The sequence below is a fragment of the Streptomyces sp. NPDC107500 genome (genome assembly GCF_055582785.1).
Map to the genome: position 1 here is coordinate 537,788 of NZ_JBVJPF010000002.1, position 15,976 is coordinate 553,763.

The 15,976-nt window shown below is 73.7% G+C and carries 14 protein-coding genes; 3 read left to right on the forward strand and 11 right to left on the reverse strand.

Annotation, left to right across the window (positions count from 1 at the left end):
- Window positions 1–17: 17 nt before the first annotated feature.
- From ACZ67M_RS08465 to ACZ67M_RS08500, 8 genes are all read right to left on the reverse strand, one after another.
- On the reverse strand, window positions 18–2,243 hold the full coding sequence (locus ACZ67M_RS08465; RefSeq protein ID WP_469850120.1) for an SWIM zinc finger family protein: 2,226 nt from the start codon (window positions 2,241–2,243) through the stop codon (window positions 18–20).
- Complete coding sequence (locus ACZ67M_RS08470; protein WP_469850121.1) at window positions 2,240–5,200, reverse strand: DEAD/DEAH box helicase; 2,961 nt, start codon at window positions 5,198–5,200, stop codon at window positions 2,240–2,242. The genes ACZ67M_RS08465 and ACZ67M_RS08470 overlap by 4 nt, the downstream gene beginning before the upstream one ends.
- A 100-nt stretch (window positions 5,201–5,300) precedes the next feature.
- Window positions 5,301–5,882 carry a sugar kinase gene (locus tag ACZ67M_RS08475; RefSeq protein ID WP_385793818.1) on the reverse strand — a complete coding sequence of 194 codons (582 nt, stop codon included), beginning with the start codon at window positions 5,880–5,882 and terminating at the stop codon, window positions 5,301–5,303.
- Window positions 5,879–7,027 (reverse strand): ROK family glucokinase, encoded by a 1,149-nt coding sequence (locus tag ACZ67M_RS08480; RefSeq protein WP_122618835.1) that lies wholly within the window; start codon window positions 7,025–7,027, stop codon window positions 5,879–5,881. Before ACZ67M_RS08480 ends, ACZ67M_RS08475 begins: the two co-directional genes overlap by 4 nt.
- 115 nt (window positions 7,028–7,142) lie before the next feature.
- Window positions 7,143–7,937, reverse strand: coding sequence for an ATP-binding cassette domain-containing protein (locus ACZ67M_RS08485; RefSeq protein WP_469850123.1), 795 nt, complete (start codon window positions 7,935–7,937; stop codon window positions 7,143–7,145).
- Window positions 7,934–8,977 carry an ABC transporter permease gene (locus tag ACZ67M_RS08490; RefSeq protein ID WP_361358291.1) on the reverse strand — a complete coding sequence of 348 codons (1,044 nt, stop codon included), beginning with the start codon at window positions 8,975–8,977 and terminating at the stop codon, window positions 7,934–7,936. The genes ACZ67M_RS08485 and ACZ67M_RS08490 overlap by 4 nt, the downstream gene beginning before the upstream one ends.
- Window positions 8,974–9,978: a sugar ABC transporter substrate-binding protein gene (locus tag ACZ67M_RS08495; protein WP_361358288.1), complete on the reverse strand. Its 1,005-nt coding sequence runs from the start codon at window positions 9,976–9,978 to the stop codon at window positions 8,974–8,976. The genes ACZ67M_RS08490 and ACZ67M_RS08495 overlap by 4 nt, the downstream gene beginning before the upstream one ends.
- Before the next feature lie 192 nt (window positions 9,979–10,170).
- A complete protein-coding gene (locus ACZ67M_RS08500) occupies window positions 10,171–10,908 on the reverse strand; it encodes a myo-inositol degradation transcriptional regulator (protein WP_392236178.1) in 738 nt (245 codons plus the stop codon).
- Window positions 10,909–11,037: 129 nt separating this feature from the next.
- On the opposite strand from ACZ67M_RS08500, the gene ACZ67M_RS08505 reads away from it, so the two are divergent.
- Complete coding sequence (locus ACZ67M_RS08505; protein ID WP_392101928.1) at window positions 11,038–12,060, forward strand: Gfo/Idh/MocA family protein; 1,023 nt, start codon at window positions 11,038–11,040, stop codon at window positions 12,058–12,060.
- Window positions 12,061–12,162: 102 nt separating this feature from the next.
- On the opposite strand, the gene ACZ67M_RS08510 is transcribed toward ACZ67M_RS08505, so the two are convergent.
- Complete coding sequence (locus tag ACZ67M_RS08510) at window positions 12,163–12,843, reverse strand: response regulator transcription factor (RefSeq protein ID WP_361358282.1); 681 nt, start codon at window positions 12,841–12,843, stop codon at window positions 12,163–12,165.
- A gap of 76 nt (window positions 12,844–12,919) precedes the next feature.
- A complete protein-coding gene (locus ACZ67M_RS08515; RefSeq protein WP_469850126.1) occupies window positions 12,920–14,197 on the reverse strand; it encodes a sensor histidine kinase in 1,278 nt (425 codons plus the stop codon).
- 170 nt (window positions 14,198–14,367) lie between these two features.
- On the opposite strand from ACZ67M_RS08515, the gene ACZ67M_RS08520 reads away from it, so the two are divergent.
- Complete coding sequence (locus tag ACZ67M_RS08520) at window positions 14,368–14,568, forward strand: hypothetical protein (protein WP_361358277.1); 201 nt, start codon at window positions 14,368–14,370, stop codon at window positions 14,566–14,568.
- A gap of 27 nt (window positions 14,569–14,595) precedes the next feature.
- Here the strand turns inward: ACZ67M_RS08520 and ACZ67M_RS08525 are convergent, their stop codons facing one another.
- A complete protein-coding gene (locus tag ACZ67M_RS08525) occupies window positions 14,596–14,991 on the reverse strand; it encodes a guanyl-specific ribonuclease (RefSeq protein WP_361358274.1) in 396 nt (131 codons plus the stop codon).
- A gap of 176 nt (window positions 14,992–15,167) precedes the next feature.
- Here ACZ67M_RS08525 and ACZ67M_RS08530 point away from each other — a divergent pair, with 176 nt between their 5' ends.
- Complete coding sequence (locus ACZ67M_RS08530) at window positions 15,168–15,953, forward strand: SDR family oxidoreductase (RefSeq protein WP_469850127.1); 786 nt, start codon at window positions 15,168–15,170, stop codon at window positions 15,951–15,953.
- The last annotated feature ends 23 nt before the right edge of the window (window positions 15,954–15,976 follow it).

Here is a 15,976-nt window from a genome sequence, read left to right on the forward strand (position 1 = left end):
GGCCCCTTGGCGGCCGGTCAGAGGTCGTCGGACGCGCCCAGTCCGGTGAGGGCACCCACCGGGTCGAGGTCGGGGGTGCCCCGCGGCCACCAGTCCTCCCGGCCGGGCTCCGACTCGTAGGCGTACCAGAGTCCTGACCGGCCGAGCCGGAGCTGGACGTGGCCGCCGGGGTGGGTGAGGCGGTTGCGCCAGGGCCGGAACGCGGGGAGGTCGGCGGCGAGCAGCAGGGGGCGGGCGCGGTCGAAGCGGCCGGCCGGCGGGTCCCAGGCCTCCTCCAGTACGTCCAGGCCGTCGGCGCCGCCCTGGCGCCAGGCCGCCACGGCTCGCGCCAGGTCGGCCTGGTCCCGGCCGGCCGCGCCGGCCAGGGAGGCGTAGAGCGCCCGGGTGCCGGCGGTGAGACCGGAACCGGGGCGGGCCGCGGCGAGGCGGGCGGCGTCCTGCCAGAGCGTCAGCCCGCCCACCGGGTCGCGGCCGGTACTGAGCAGGGCGTGGGCGCGAGCGGCGGCGTCGGTGGCCAGCTGGTCCAGCGCGAAGGGGTCGGGTCCGCCGGGTGCCGCGGGGTAGGCGGGGGGCTGCTCGGGATGCGGGGGTGCGGGGAGCGGGGCGGGGAGGGGCGGGAGCGGCCGCGTGTCCAGTGCCGCACTGGCCCGTACGCCGGGCAGTGGCGCCGGTCCGCGGTCCTGGGCGGCACGCGCGGCACGGGCCGCGTTCAGCCGGGACAGGGCGTCGAGCAGCGCGCGTTCGCCCCGGCCGCGGAGCAGGAGCAGGACGAAGGGGTCGGCGTCGAGCAGCCGCGCCGTCTGGTAGCAGAGCGCGGCGGCGTGTTTGCAGGGGTGCCCCGAGTCGGGGCAACTGCAATGGGGCGCGAGGTCGCCGGGGCCGGGGAGCAGCGGCACCCCGCAGTCCGCCAGGGAGTGGGGCAGCTCCCCGTCGAGGAGCGCGGCGATGTGTCCGGGCCGCTCGGCGGCGGCGTCCAGGAACCGCTGCCAGTCGTCGTCGCCCAGCGTCCGCAGCCGCACCTGCACCCGGTACGGCCGCGGCCGGCTGCCCTGTACGTAGGCGAGGACCAGGCCGGGCGTCACGGTGATGGCGTCGACGTGACCCCGCTCGGCATAGCCGCGCCCGCGGGCCAGCCGGGCCGCGTCCAGGGCGCCTTCTTCCAGCGCGCTCACCCACGCGTTCCCCCACCAGGTCGCGGCGAGGCCCTCGTCCGGCGCGCGGGGCGGGAGCGCGGGGAAGGTGCGGCGGAGGTCGCCGTCGCGGTCGGGGGCGGCCATCGAGCGGAGGTTGCCGCGGGCCTTCGCGGAGGGGACGGGCGGGGCGGAGCGGGCCTCGCGGGGAGTGGCGTCGCCGTGCGGGGGCGAGGAGGTGGTCGTGGGGCGGGGCTGCCGGTCGGGCGGCGAGTCCTCGGCGGGGTGCGGTGTCCGTACCGCGCGGGCGGGCGTCCGGGGCTGTTCGCCGGCCGGGCCGCCCGGCGTGCGCGGCCCTTCGGGTGCCGCCGGGGGCGGGGCGTCCTCGTCCTCCCTGTCCGTCTCCGGCGGCAGTCGGAAGGCGTCCGCGGCGAAGTCCCGTACGGCACGGGCGCGGGCCCGGACGTCGGCGGCGCGCGGGTCGCCCGCGGTGGGCCGGGGGTACCGGGGCGGGGCCGGGCGTCGCCGGGTGCTCGACGTTTCCTTGCTCTCGGCGTCCGCGCGCGCCTGCCGCCGCGCCGCGCGCAGGGCCTCTCGTGCCACGTCGGCCGGGCGGGTGTCGCCTGCGTCCGGGGTGGTGAGGGCGGGGGGTGATGAGGCATCAGGACGGTTCGAGGCGGCGGAGGGTGACGAGCCGTCAGGACTGTGGGGTGCGGCGGGGTGGGGCGCCGCCGCATCGGGCTCTGAGCCGGGGCCGGGGACGGGCCCGGCGTCGGGGCCCGAGTCCGGGTCGTCCGTGCGGTCGGACGGGGCTCGGGGAGCCGTCTCCTCGGGCTGCTCGGCGTCGGCGTCGTGGGCCGGCGTGTGCCGGGCGGTCCGGGTGCCGCGCAGCGCCGCGCGTGCGATGTCACCGGGGCGCGCAGGGCGGTCCCCGTCCCCGTCGCGGCCCTGGTCCCGGTCATGCTGCCGCGCGGGCTCGCGGAGCGAGGTGTCGGGCTCCGGGTGGGCGCCGGTCCCGGACGCGGTGTCCGTGGGGGTGTCCGGTGTCGTCTCGCCGCGCAGTCGCGCCTCGCGCAGGGCGCGGCGGGCCTCGTCGGCCGGGCGGGCGGTCATGACGTCCTCCGCAGGGACACCAGGTCGGACAGCTCACGGGCCGTCAGCTCGGTGAGGGCCGACTCGCCGGAGCCGAGGATCGCGTCGGCCAGGGCGCGCTTGGACTGGAGCATCTCGGCGATCCGGTCCTCGACCGTGCCCTCGGTGATGAGGCGGTGCACCTGGACCGGCTGGGTCTGGCCGATGCGGTAGGCGCGGTCGGTGGCCTGCTCCTCGACGGCCGGGTTCCACCACCGGTCGAAGTGCACGACGTGGCCCGCGCGGGTGAGGTTCAGGCCGGTGCCGGCGGCCTTGAGGGACAGGACGAGTACCGGCGTCTCCCCGCTCTGGAAGCGGTCCACCATGCGTTCGCGCTCGGGCACCGGTGTGCCGCCGTGGAGGAGGTCGACGGGGATCGCGCGAGCGGCCAGGTGGGAGGTGATGAGGCGGGCCATGCCGACGTACTGCGTGAAGACGAGCGCCGATCCGTCCTCCGCGAGCAGTGTGTCCAGCAGCTCGTCCAGCAGGGCGAGTTTCCCCGAGCGGGCGGCCATGCGGTCGGCGCCGCCCACGCCTGTGGCGCCCGGCGGGTGCTCCTCCTTGAGGAAGAGCGCGGGGTGGTCGCAGATCTGCTTGAGGGAGGTCAGGAGCTTGAGGACGAGACCACGGCGGCCGATGCCCTCGGCCTCCTCGATGGCGAGCATCGACTCGCGCACCACCGCCTCGTACAGCGCGGCCTGTTCGCGGGTGAGGGGGACGGGGTGGTCGGTCTCGGTCTTCGGCGGCAGCTCGGGGACGATGCCGGGGTCGGACTTCTTGCGGCGGAGCAGGAAGGGGCGGATCAGGCGGGCGAGGCGGGCCACCGCCTCGTCGTCCTCGCCGTTCTCCACCGCGCGGGCGTGGCGCGCGCGGAAGGACTTCAGGGGGCCGAGGAGTCCGGGGGTGGTCCAGTCGAGCAGGGCCCACAGCTCGGAGAGGTTGTTCTCCACCGGTGTGCCGGTCAGCGCCACCCGCGCGGGGGACGGGATGGTGCGCAGGGCCTTCGCCGTCGCCGAGTACGGGTTCTTGACGTGCTGGGCCTCGTCCGCGACGACCATGCCCCAGGGCCGCTCGGCGAGGGCCGGGGCGGCGGACCGCATCGTGCCGTACGTGGTGAGCACGAAGCCACCGGCCAGGTCGTCCAGGGTGCGGTCGGCGCCGTGGAAGCGGCGGACGGGGACGCCGGGCGCGAAGCGGGTGATCTCCCGCTGCCAGTTGCCCAGCAGTGAGGCCGGGCAGACCACCAGGGTCGGCTCGGTCCGGGCCCTCTTGAGGTGCAGGGCGATGACGGTGACGGTCTTGCCGAGGCCCATGTCGTCGGCGAGGCAGCCGCCGAGGCCGAGGGAGGTCATGAGGTCGAGCCAGGCGAGTCCGCGCAGCTGGTAGTCGCGGAGGGTGGCGTGCAGGCCGGGCGGCGGTTCGGCGGGGTGTACGCCCGCGGTGAGCCGGTCGCGCAGGGCGGCCAGCGCGCCGACCGGCACCACGTCGACGGTCTCGCCGTCGGCCTCGGCGCTGCCGGTGAGGGCGACGGACAGGGCGTCGACCGGGTCGAGCAGGCCCAGGTCGCGCCGGCGGGCCCGGCGGACGAGCGCCGGGTCGACCAGCACCCACCGGTCACGGAGCCGGACGACCGGGCGGTGGGCCTCCGCGAGGGTGTCCATCTCGGCCTCGGTGAGCGGGTCGCCCCCGATGGCCAGCTGCCAGCGGAACTGGAGGAGGTCCTCGCTCTCGAAGAATCCCGTGCCGTCCGTCGCCGAGCCCGGCGCGGTCCTGACGACCGCGGTCGCGGTGAGGTCCTGCGCGAGGTCTCGGGGCCAGTGCACGGCCACCCCGGCGGCGGCGAGCCGGCCCGCCGCCACGCCCAGCAGGTCGGTGACCTCCTCCTCGGAGAGCCCGAGGACGTCGGGCACGTCCTGCTCGGTGAGGCGGTCGAGGGGCGGCCAGACCCGCGCCGCGCGGCGCACTCCGAGGGCGGCGTCGACACGCGCGCGGGGGCCGAACGCGGCGTCGGCCTCCCCCGACCACAGATCGGCGGCGTCGGCGACCAGGGTGGGGTCGGCGAGGCTGTGCACCTGGACGATCGCGGCCCCCGCGCTGCGCACCCCGCCGGTGCCGCCGTCCCCCTCGGCGGCGACGTCCCTGTCGAAGAGGTCGTACGCCGACAGGTCCAGGCGGAGCGAGATCCGCACGCCCGCGTCCATTCCCGCGGCGACCTCGGCGGCCCAGTCGTGGGCGCCGGGCAGGCGCTGGGCCGCGCGTGCGGCGAAGGGGCGGCCCGAGGCGTGGGGTGCGGCCGGGGTGCGGGGCAGGGTGTCGGCGACGGCGTCGAGGAAGGCGCGGACCAGTGCCTCCGGCTCCGGCAGCCGGATCGGGCCCGGACCGTCCAGCGGCACCGCGTGGCCCTCCGGGGGCAGGGCGGCGGCCACGGCGCGCAGGTGCGCGATGTCGTCGGAGTCCAGCGGTCCGGCGCGCCAGGCGTCGTGACCGGTGGTGGTGAGGCCGGGCAGCAGCCTGCCGCGCGCGGTGAGCCGCAGGGCGTGCAGGGCCGCCGCTCCCCAGCAGGCGGTCGCCGGGTGGGCGGCCGGGTCGTGCCGGGCCCGCACCAGGAGCGGCAGGGCCTCGCCGAGCGGCAACGACAGCGCGGGGGTCGTGGCACGCCGCACGCCGGTGCCGTGCCGGCGGACGACCGTGAGTTCCGTGCGCTCCGTGGGTCCGGCCGGGTCGCCGTCCGGTGCCGAGGCGTACCCGGAGAGGGTGTCGTCCGCGCCCGCCTCCGGGTCCCAGAAGGCGATCCGGGCGTCGCGGGGAAGGGGGGCGGGCAGGAAGACGGCGGCCAGCCGGAGCGGGACGGACGGTGCGGGGCGCCGCGGCCCGCTCGTCTCCAGCGACTCCCCCGCTCGCCCGGAGACGGTCGCGTCCGCCACGGCCATGTCGCCCATACGTCCTGTCACCTCCCGCCCGTGGTCCCGATCAGCTGTCTTCGACTCTACGGGCGGGGTCTGACAATCGGCCCCGGCGGACCGCCGGGCCCGTGCGTCCCTAGGGGACGGTGCGCGAGACGACGTAGACCATCGGATAGTCCGGGTCGTCCAGGTCCACGACGACGTCCTGGGTCGGTGCCGGGTTCCGCTGCTCGTTGACCACGCCCCACCAGGTGCTGGAGGCGCGGAAGTTCCAGCCGGTGACCCGCTGGGCCCGGTCGCTGATGGCGATCTTGTCCTTCTCCAGCGCGTCCCGGTCCATGCCCAGCCCGGCCAGGAAGGCGTCCAGACCGGCGTTGGTGGTCTGGAACTGGACGTAGAGGCGGCTGGTCTTCCAGTTGTTCGTCTCGTAGTACGCGATCTTCTCGGAGGGCACCGGGACCGGCAGCTCGTAGATGCGGCGCTGGAGCTTGGACGGCCAGCCCCGGGTCATACCGGTCGCCGCGTACTTCGCCTCCTTCTGCCGCCCGCTGTCGCGGCTCTGGTTGGCGGAGATCACGAGGTAGCCGGCGGGGACGCCGATGAGCAGCACGATGGTGAGCAGCGTCAGCGCGCGGCGCCGGATCATGTGCCGACGGTCCTCGGCCGGCGGCCCGTGTTCCTCGGGCGTTCCGGCCTGGTGGGGCAGGGTCTCGGTCACAGCGACTCCCCGGGGGTGCGGCGGGCCTCGGCGTACCGCTCGTAGCGCTCGTACCGCTCCACGCGGCGCCGCTTGGCGCGGCGGAACCGGCGGGCCACCAGCCGGGCCAGGTCGGCGGCGCCCACCATGCCGGCCTCGGGGCCCAGCTGGGCGCGGACGATGCGGGCCTCGGGGCGGTAGCCGCGGCCGGTGAGCTGGCGTTTGAAGGCGTCGCGCGCGGGACCGATGAGCAGGTCGTCCGCGGCGCTGACCCCGCCGCCGATCACGAAGCAGGACGGGTCGAGGGCGGCGGCGAGGTTGGCGATGCCGACGCCGAGCCACTGCCCGATGTCCTGGAGCAGCTCGACGCACATGGCGTCGCCGTCGCGGGCCAGCTCGGTGATCATCGGGCCGGTGATGTCGCCGATGCTGCCCTTGACGTGCTCGATGATCCCGTACGCCACCGGCGAGTCGGCCGCGGCCAGCTCGCGGGCCTCCCTGACCAGGGCGTTTCCGGAGCTGTACTGCTCCCAGCAGCCGCGGTTGCCGCACGGGCAGCGGTGGCCGCCGGGCACCACCTGCATGTGCCCGAATTCACCGGCGACCCCGTACTTGCCCCGCTTGACCTGGCCGTCCTCCAGGATGGCGCCGCCGATGCCGGTGCCGAGGGTGATCATGACGAGGTGGTCCTCGCCGCGGCCGGCGCCGAAGCGCCACTCGGCCCAGGCGGCGGTGTTGGCGTCGTTGTCCACCAGGACGGGGACCGCGAGGCGGCCGGCGATGCGGTCGCGCAGCGGCTCGTTGCGCCAGGACAGGTGGGGGGCGAACAGCACGCGGTTGCGGTCGGCGTCGACCCAGCCGGCCGCGCCGATGCCGACGGCGTGCACGTCGTGCCGGTCGGAGAGGTCCAGGACCAGCTCGACGATGGTGTCCTCGACCACCTTCGGGCTCTTCGACTTGTCCGGGGTCTCCGTGCGCAGGCGCTCCAGGATGTTGCCGTCGGCGTCGACGACGCCCGCCATGACCTTCGTGCCGCCGATGTCGATGCCGACCGTGGGCACGCGGGGTGCCGTCAGGTGCGAGCGGCGTTCCCTCGTGCCCACGGTGCGCAGGACCGGGGCGCGGCGGGAACCGATGGGGGCGGTGAAGTCGCGGTAGGTGCTCATCGGGTGCGATTGTGCCGCACGCTCACGCTGGGTGCCGAATGGGACAGGGGGTGGGGTCGCCGGTTCGTTGCCGTCCGCGGGTGCGTTGTGGCTGGTCGCGCAGTTCCCCGCGCCCCTAAGAGGGGCGTTGCAGTTCGTGGCGTAGATCGTCCAACTCGTTGCCGCCCGCCATCTGGCGCGTCAGCTCGTCCAGGGTGATGTCCTCGCGCTCGTGGTTGCCGACCATCGTGCCGCGCTTCAGGAGGACGAAGCGGTCCCCCACCAGGTACGCGTGGTGCGGGTTGTGGGTGATGAGGACGACACCCAGGCCCTGGTCGCGGGCGGCCGCCACGTACTTCAGGACGACGCCGGACTGCTTCACGCCGAGGGCGGCGGTCGGCTCGTCCAGGACGAGTACCTTCGCGCCGAAGTACACCGCGCGTGCGATCGCCACGCACTGGCGTTCGCCGCCGGAGAGGGTGCCGATGGGCTGGTCGACGTCGCGCAGGTCGATGCCCATGCGCAGGAGCTCCGCGTGGGTGGTGCGGCGCATGTGGTCGACGTCCATGCGCTTGAACGGGGCGACGCCCTTGCGTGGCTCGGAGCCGAGGAAGAAGTTGCGCCAGACCGGCATCAGCGGGACGACGGCGAGGTCCTGGTAGACGGTGGCGATGCCGCGGTCCAGGGCCTCGCGCGGCGAGGCGAGGCGGGTCTCCTCGCCGTCGAGGGCGAGGGTGCCGCCGTCGTGCTGGTGCAACCCGGAGATGATCTTGATGAGGGTCGACTTGCCCGCCCCGTTGTCGCCCAGGACGCAGGTGATCTCACCCGCGCGCACCTGGAGGGACACGCCTTCGAGGGCGCGTACGTTGCCGTAGTTCTTGCTGACGCCGGACAGCTCGACGAGCGCCTGGGGTGCCGGGGTCTGCGTCATTTGGTGGCCTCCGCGCGCTTGCGGACCCAGGCGTTGAGCAGGGTCGCGAGGAGCAGCATCGCTCCGAGGAAGAACTTGAACCAGTCGGGGTTCCACTCGGCGAAGACGATGCCCTTGCTGGTCATGCCGAAGATGAACGCGCCGACCGCCGAGCCGACGGCGCTGCCGTAGCCGCCGGTGATCAGGCAGCCGCCGATGACGGCCGCGATGATGTAGATCAGCTCGTTGCCGACGCCCTCGCCGGACTGGACGACGTCGTAGGAGAAGAGCAGGTGCTGGCCCGAGATCCAGGCGCCGAAGCCGACGCCCATGTAGAGGCCGATCTTGGTCCTGGTGACGGGGACGCCCACCGCGCGGGCGGCGTCCTTGTTGCCGCCGACGGCGAAGATCCAGTTGCCGGCGCGGGTGCGCAGCAGGATCCAGCTGGCGACGGCGACCAGGGCGAGCCACCACAGGATGGTCACCTTGAAGCCGACGCCGCCGATGGTGATCGTGGACGCGAAGACGTCGCGGGCGGAGGGGAAGCCCTCCATGTCGGCGATCGACTTGGTGGAGACGGTGCCGTCGATCAGCTTGGTGAAGCCCAGGTTCAGGCCGGTCAGCATCAGGAAGGTGCCCAGCGTGATGATGAAGCTGGGCAGTTTCGTGCGGGTCAGCATGAAGCCGTTGAACGCGCCGATCGCCAGGGTGACCAGCAGGGACACGCCGACGCCGACCCAGACGTTGGCGGTCATCTGGTAGCTGAACATCGACGACACCAGCGCCGACGAGGTGACCATGACGCCGGCCGAGAGGTCGAACTCGCCGCCGATCATCAGCAGCGCCACCGGGACGGCCATGATGCCGATCGTGGAGGCGGCGTAGAGCACCGTGCTGAGGCTGGCGGCCCGCAGGAAGCTGTCGGCGAAGAAGGCGAAGAACACGAAGACGGCGATGGCGCCGACGACCGAGCCCAGTTCGGGGCGGCCCAGGAGTTTCCGCAGCGGAGAGGTCTGAAGAATCCTTTCGTCGGCGGTGGCCGCGTCCGTGCCCGCGCTCATCGGGTGCCCCGCTTGGTGTACTCGGCGAGCGCGGCGGCGTCGTCCTTGGTGATGATCTGCGGTCCGGTGAGCACCGGCCGGCCGCCGCCCAGGACGTCGGCGTTGTACTTGTACAGCCACAGCAGGTCGACGGCCTCGTAGCCCTGGAGGTAGGGCTGCTGGTCGACCGCGAAGCCGAGGGTGCCGTCGGAGAGTCCGCCGGCCACCTTGGCGTTGAGGTCGAAGGTGTCGATCTCCGCCTTGCTGCCGGCGCCCTGCTTGGCCTTCACCGCGGTGTCGGCGTAGGGGGCGCCGAGGGTGACCACGGCGTCGACGGCCTTGTCGGTCTGGAGCTTGGCCTCGATGGCGGACTGCACGTCCGGCATGCTGGTGCCGTTGACGTAGAGCCGCTGGACCTTGCCGTCGAAGGTCTTCTCGACGCCGTCGCAGCGCTGCTCGTGGCCGACGTTGCCCTGCTCGTGGAGCACGCAGAGGGCCTGCTCGCGGCCTCGCTCGTTCAGCTCCTCGCCGACCGCCTCGCCGGCGATCGTCTCGTCCTGGCCGATGTGGGTGAGGGCGCCGAACGCCTTCGACTCCTCGGAGCCGGAGTTCACGGTGATCACCGGGATGCCCGCCTTGCGGGCGCGGTCGAGGGCGGACTTCATGGCGTCGGGCTTGGCCAGCGTGACGATGATCCCGTCGACCTTCTTGTCGATGGCGGCGTTCACCAGCTGCGCCTGCTGCTGGGCCTCGTCGTCGTGGGAGTACAGGAAGTTGATGTTGTCCTTCACCGCGGCCTGCTCCGCGCCGCTCTGGACGATGTCCCAGAAGGTGTCGCCGTCGCCCGAGTGGGTGATCATCGCGAAGGTCCAGCGGGGCGTGTTCACCGCCGCCTGCCCCTGGGCCGACGCGGCCTTGCGGGCGTCCTCGGCCCGCTTGCCGCCAGTGCTGCTGCACCCGGCCAGGGACACCGACAGTGCTCCTGCCAGCGCGATGCCTACCCAGGTCCGAAACCGTGCCACGAGGCCGTGCCCTTCTTGCTGTGCCGTGCTGTGGGTGCCGGGCGCCCGAGGCTCCGGCCGGGGCCGGGAAGCCCCAAACGCCCCATTGTCCGACACACAAGCGGAGCGTCTTCCTCCGGGGATCGGGCGACGGTCACATTGTCCGGACATTGCGACGAACCCGCGCGGCGAGCGGCGGCCGGAGGGACCGGCTCAGGGCCGTACGAGGAGCTGGAACTCGAAGGAGTAGCGGGAGGGGCGGTAGGTGTGCGTGCCGAACTCCACCGCGCGTCCCGTGTCGTCGAACGTGGTGCGTTCCATCGTGAGCAGGGGCGCTCCCTCGTCCTCGCCGAGCCGTTCGGCCTCGTCGGCGGTGGCGGCGCGGGCGCCGATGGACTGCCGGGCGCTGTGCAGGGTGATCCCGGCGGCGCGCATCAGGCGGTACAGGCCGGTGGCCTCCAGCTGGCCCGTGTCGAGGTCGAGGAGGCCGGAGGGCAGGTAGTTGCACAGGTACGCCATCGGCTCCCCGTGGGTCAGCCGCAGCCGCTCGACGCGGTGCACGTCGGTCCCCTCGGCCACGCCGAGTACGGCGGCGGCCTCCGCGGTCGCCGGGACGACCGTGTTGACCAGGACTTTCGTGGCGGGGCGCTGGCCCGCGGCCTCCAGGTCGTCGTACAGGCTGCTGAGTTCCAGCGGGCGCCTGACCTTGCTGTGCACGACCTGGGTGCCGACGCCCCGGCGGCGCACCAGCAGGCCCTTGTCGACGAGCGACTGGATCGCCTGGCGGACGGTGGGCCGGGACAGACCGAGCCGGGCGGCCAGCTCGATCTCGTTGCCCAGCAGGCTGCCCGGGGTCAGCGCGCCGTGCTCGATCGCCGCCTCCAACTGCTGCGACAGCTGGAAGTACAGCGGCACGGGGCTGCTGCGATCCACGCTGAGCTCCAGCGACACGGTGGGGTCCACTTCTGGTTTCGGCACGGGCCGAGCGTAGCTCCGTGCGCAGGTGACGGGAAGTTGTGTAGTTCGATTGTCCGGACATACGCATTGACAGGGTGCGGGCTGTGAGCCCACTTTGATTCCATGCGCATCGGGGTCATCGGGACGGGCCGCATCGGCACCGTTCACGCCAACACGCTCAGCCGCCACCGGGACGTGGGATCCCTGATCCTCACGGACGCCGACCTCACGCGGGCCCAGGATCTGGCGCACCGGCTGGGGGAGACGGCGGCACCGGGAGTGGACGAGATCTTCCGGTGGGGCGTGGACGCCGTGGTGATCACCACGGCGACACCGGCCCACGCCGAACTGATCGGTCGGGCAGCACGCTCGGGGCTGCCGGTGTTCTGCGAGAAGCCCATCGCGCTGGACCTGACCGGCACGTTACAGGCGATCGCCGAGGTGGAGGCGGCCGGGACGGTGCTCCAGATGGGGTTCCAGCGGCGCTTCGACGCCGGGTACAAGGGGGCCCGGGAGGCGGTACGGGCCGGGCGGCTCGGCCGGCTGCACACCGTCCGGGCGGTGACCAGCGACCAGGCCCCGCCGCCGGCCGAGTACCTGCCGCAGTCCGGCGGGCTCTACCGGGACACGCTCATCCACGACTTCGACGTCCTTCGCTGGGTGACCGGGCGGGAGGTCACCGACGTGTACGCCGCCGGGTCGGACGCCGGGCCGCCGATGTTCCGCGCGGCGGACGACGTGGACACCGGCGCCGCGCTGCTCACGCTGGACGACGGGACGCTGGCCACGGTGACGGCGACGCGGCTGAACGGGGCGGGGTACGACGTCCGCATGGAGCTGGCCGGGGAGCTGGACCAGATCGTCGTCGGTCTGGACGACCGTACGCCGATCGCGTCCACCGAGCCGACCGGCCCCCCGGCCGCGGACAAGCCGTGGACGGGCTTCGTGGAACGGTTCGGGCCCGCCTACGAGGCCGAGCTGGCCACGTTCGTGGAGGTCGTGCGCGGTGAGCGGGCCAACCCGTGCGACGGCCGCGAGGCCCTCCAGGCCCTGCGGGTGGCCGAGGCCTGCGACATCTCCCGCCGCGAGCGCAGACCCGTACGGCTGGCCGAGGTCCCCGGGGGCGCGGCCTTCCTCGCGGGATGAGCGGACGCGTCCCGGCCCCCGCTCCCCCGGCCCCCTAGGGCCTGTCTGACAATTCCCGTCTGCCCCGCCCTCCGGGCGACGACGGGAATTGTCAGACAGGCCCTAGCGGCCGTCCTCCTGGTATCCCTCCAGCAGGCCCGCGTCGTGTGCCAGGAGTGCGATCTGGACCCGGTTGTCGAGGTCCAGCTTGGCCAGGACGCGGGAGACGTGGGTCTTGACGGTGGCGACGCTCATGAACAGCTCCGCCGCGATGGCGGCGTTGGCCAGTCCCCGGCCGACCGCGACGGCGACCTCACGTTCGCGGTCGTTGAGGGTGTCGAGGCGGGCACGCGCGCGGGTGCGGCGCGTGTCGGCGGCGCCCGCGGCCGCCTGGTCCATCAGCCGGCGGGTCACGGCGGGCGACAGGACGGGATCACCGGCCGCGACCCTGCGCACGGCGTCCAGGATCTCCGCGGGCGGCGTGTCCTTGAGGACGAACCCGGCGGCGCCCGCGCGCAGCGCCCGCAGCACCTGCTCGTCGGCGTGGAAGGTGGTGAGCACGATGATCTGCGGGGCCTCCGCGCGGCCGCGCAGCCGCTCGGTCGCCGTCAGGCCGTCGACAACCGGCATCCGGATGTCCATGAGGACGACGTCGGGACGGGTGCGGTCGACGAGCGCCTCGACCTCGTCGCCGTCGGCGGCCTCGCCGACGATCTCGACGTCGTCGGCGCCGCCCAGCATCAAGGACAGCCCGGCCCGCACCAGCGGGTCGTCATCGACGATGAGCAGTCTGATCGCAGTCATGGGCCATACGTAATCACGGTTGCCGACGGGCGAGTTCGCCCTGTGGACAGAGCCCGTCCGGTCGCCGGTGCCGGGCTCATCCCCACGGCAGCCACGCCCGCACCTCGAAGCCTCCGTCGGGCGTGGCGCCGTGCGCCAGGGTGCCGCCCGCGAGCGTGGCCCGCTCGGTCAGTCCGATCAGCCCCTGTCCGGATCCGGGTACGTGAGGCACCTCGCCGTCGGTCGGGGCGTTGCGCACCGACATCGCCAGTCCGTCGCCCGGGGCTCCGCCGACCGAGACCGTGACCCCGGTGCCGGGGGCGTGCTTGCGGGCGTTTGTCAAGGCCTCCTGGGCGATGCGGTAGGCGGTGCGGCCGACGGAGGCGGGGACCTCGGCGGGGTCGGCGACGCCACCCGCGAGGGTGACCTTCATGCCGGCCTCCCGGGACTCGGCGACCAGCGCGTCGAGTGCCGCGAGCGTCGGCTGGGGGCGGCCCCCGGCGTCGTCGGACTCCGCCGAGCGGAGCACGCCGATGATCTCCCGCAGGTCCTGGAGCGCCTCGTGCGCGCTCTCCCGGATGACGCCGGCCGCGCGCACCACCTCCTCCCGGGGCGCGTCGGGGCGGAACTCCAGGGCACCCGCGTGCACGCTGAGCAGCGTCAGCCGGTGCGCGAGGACGTCGTGCATCTCGCGGGCGATGGCCTCCCGCGCGAGCCGCTGGGCCTGCTCCGCCCGCAGCCGCGCCTCGGTCTCGGCGCGTCGGGCGCGGTCGCGGAGGATGAGCATGAGCTGCCGTTTGGATCGGGCGAGCATGCCCCAGCCGACCACCGCGGCGGTGAGCAGGACACCGATGACGAGGATGCCGAAGTAGGGCAGTTCGGGGTCGGGGCGCAGCCAGTAGTAGAGGGGCTGGAGCGCGATCTGGGCGCCCGCCACCCAGGCCACGTACCGGAAGGGCCGGTGCACGGCCACGGTGAACAGGGCGACCAGGGTGGTACCGCCCGACGTGACCGAGACGAAGCCGAGGGGCAGCATGGCGACCGCCAGCCCGACCGGCCACCGGCGTCGGAGCCAGACGGCCGCGCAGGCGAGGGCGCCGATCAGCTGGTCGGCGATCTCCATGCCGTGCGAGAGGTTCGGCTCGTTCTCCAGTCCGTCCGCGCTGAGGAGACCCACCACGACGGCGATCAGGAAGCAGGTGAAGTCGACCATCCAGTCACGGGCGGTGCGCCGGGGCCGCCGGGACCACCGCCCCGAGGACCGGGGATCCGGGCTGGGGTCGAGTTGTTCGATCAGCGCCGACGGCAGCAGCCACCGGCGTCCGGGGAACGCCGGGGTGATCCGATCGGGTCTGTCTTCGCTCACGGTCGACAAATCTACGCAGGGCTCGCCCCGACCACGATCCCTCGCGCGGGATCACCGACCAAAGTCGCGGGACCTCGTACTTTCGGCGCACGGGGCGACGGAGAAGGGGGCCTTCGGTCGGGGAGATCTCGCCCCGCGGCCGATGTGGGTGGGGGGTCCGCGGGGCGAGAGTCGGTGACATGAAGGAATTGCTGGAGTTCCTGGGACTGCTCGCCGTGATCCAGGGCGTGTTGGGGCTGTTGCACGAGTTCACCGACTGGCATTGGGGCCTGGTGCAGCGGATCGGTTTCCTCGACGGCGCCGAGCTCTACGCGAGCGTGGCGCTGCTCGTGCTCGGCGGCGCGCTCTTCGCGGCCGCCGAGAGCCGCAAGCCCGGCTGAGCACTCGGGCCGCCCCGGCCCGGCCGCTCAGCAGCCGTGGTCGACGAGGTCGAACGACGCGTAGTGGTCGGCCGTGTAGTAGTCCTCCTGGGTCTTCTCACCGGTGACGATGCGCCGGGCGCCGCGAGTGTCGGAGCCCGGGGTGATCACCGTGTACTCGTGGTAGTAGCCGGTGGACTGGCCGGGCAGGATGCCCTCCCGGTTCTGGAAGACGGTCCCGTCCTGCTCGAAGGGGTAGGGGCCGCCCTGCTCGATCAGGTCCAGGGTGTCGTGCGCCTGGGAGGGCAGGGCGCTGTAGCAGATGTCGCCGACCGCCGCCGGGGCGGCGCCCGCGGTGGTCGCGGAGACGGTGCCGCCCATGAGGAGGGCGGACAGGACTGCGGTTGCCGCGCCGAGCCGGGCGGCGTGTGGGGGGAATCGCATGGAGTCATGATGACGCGCGTAGACAGTGGCATGTCAATGACAAGACCGTGGAGTTTCCCTGGACGTCATATGTGTTTTCAGCGCGTTCACAGACCCCGCGAGCCGCGATCGGGCCTTCCGGATTCGACGTCCGATCGCCGCCAGCACGCGGGGTCGCCGCCCGCTGGGATGGACCCATGAAGACGAACACGGACACGCACACGAACACGGATTCGCTGACCCACCCCTCCGCACCCCTGCTGGGCCGGACCGCCCTCGTCACCGGCGGCAGCCGCGGGATCGGCGCGGCCACCGTGCTGCGGCTGGCGCGTGAGGGGGCCGACGTGGCCCTGACCTATGTGAACGGCAAGGACGCCGCCGCGGACGTCGTACGCGAGGTGGAGGGGCTGGGACGCCGGGCGGTGGCCCTGCGCGCGGACTCCGCCGACCCGGCCGAGGCGGCGGGGGCGGTGGAGCGGGCCGCCGGCGCCCTGGGCGGGCTCGACGTGCTGGTCAACAACGCCGGCGTCGGGCTGCTCGGCCCCATCGAGGGGTTCTCGGTCGCCGACCTGGACCGGGTCCTGGCCGTCAACGTGCGCGGCGTCTTCCTCACCGCGCAGGCAGCGGCCGGCCGCATGGCGGACGGCGGACGGATCATCACCATCGGCAGCTGCATGGCGCAGCGCGTGCCGGGTCCCGGCGGGACGCTGTACGCGATGAGCAAGTCGGCTCTGACCGGGCTGACCAAGGCGCTGGCCCGGGAACTGGGCGGGCGCGGCATCACGGCCAACGTCATTCACCCCGGCCCGATCGACACCGACATGAACCCGGCCGACGGACCGTACGCCGACGGCCAGTCGGCACTGACCGCGCTGGGCCGCTTCGGCACCGCCGACGAGGTGGCCTCGATGGTGGCGCACCTGGCCGGCGCCTCGTACGTCACGGGCGCGGAGTTCGCCGTGGACGGCGGCCACGCGGCGTAGGACCGCTCCGTCCGCCCGCCCCT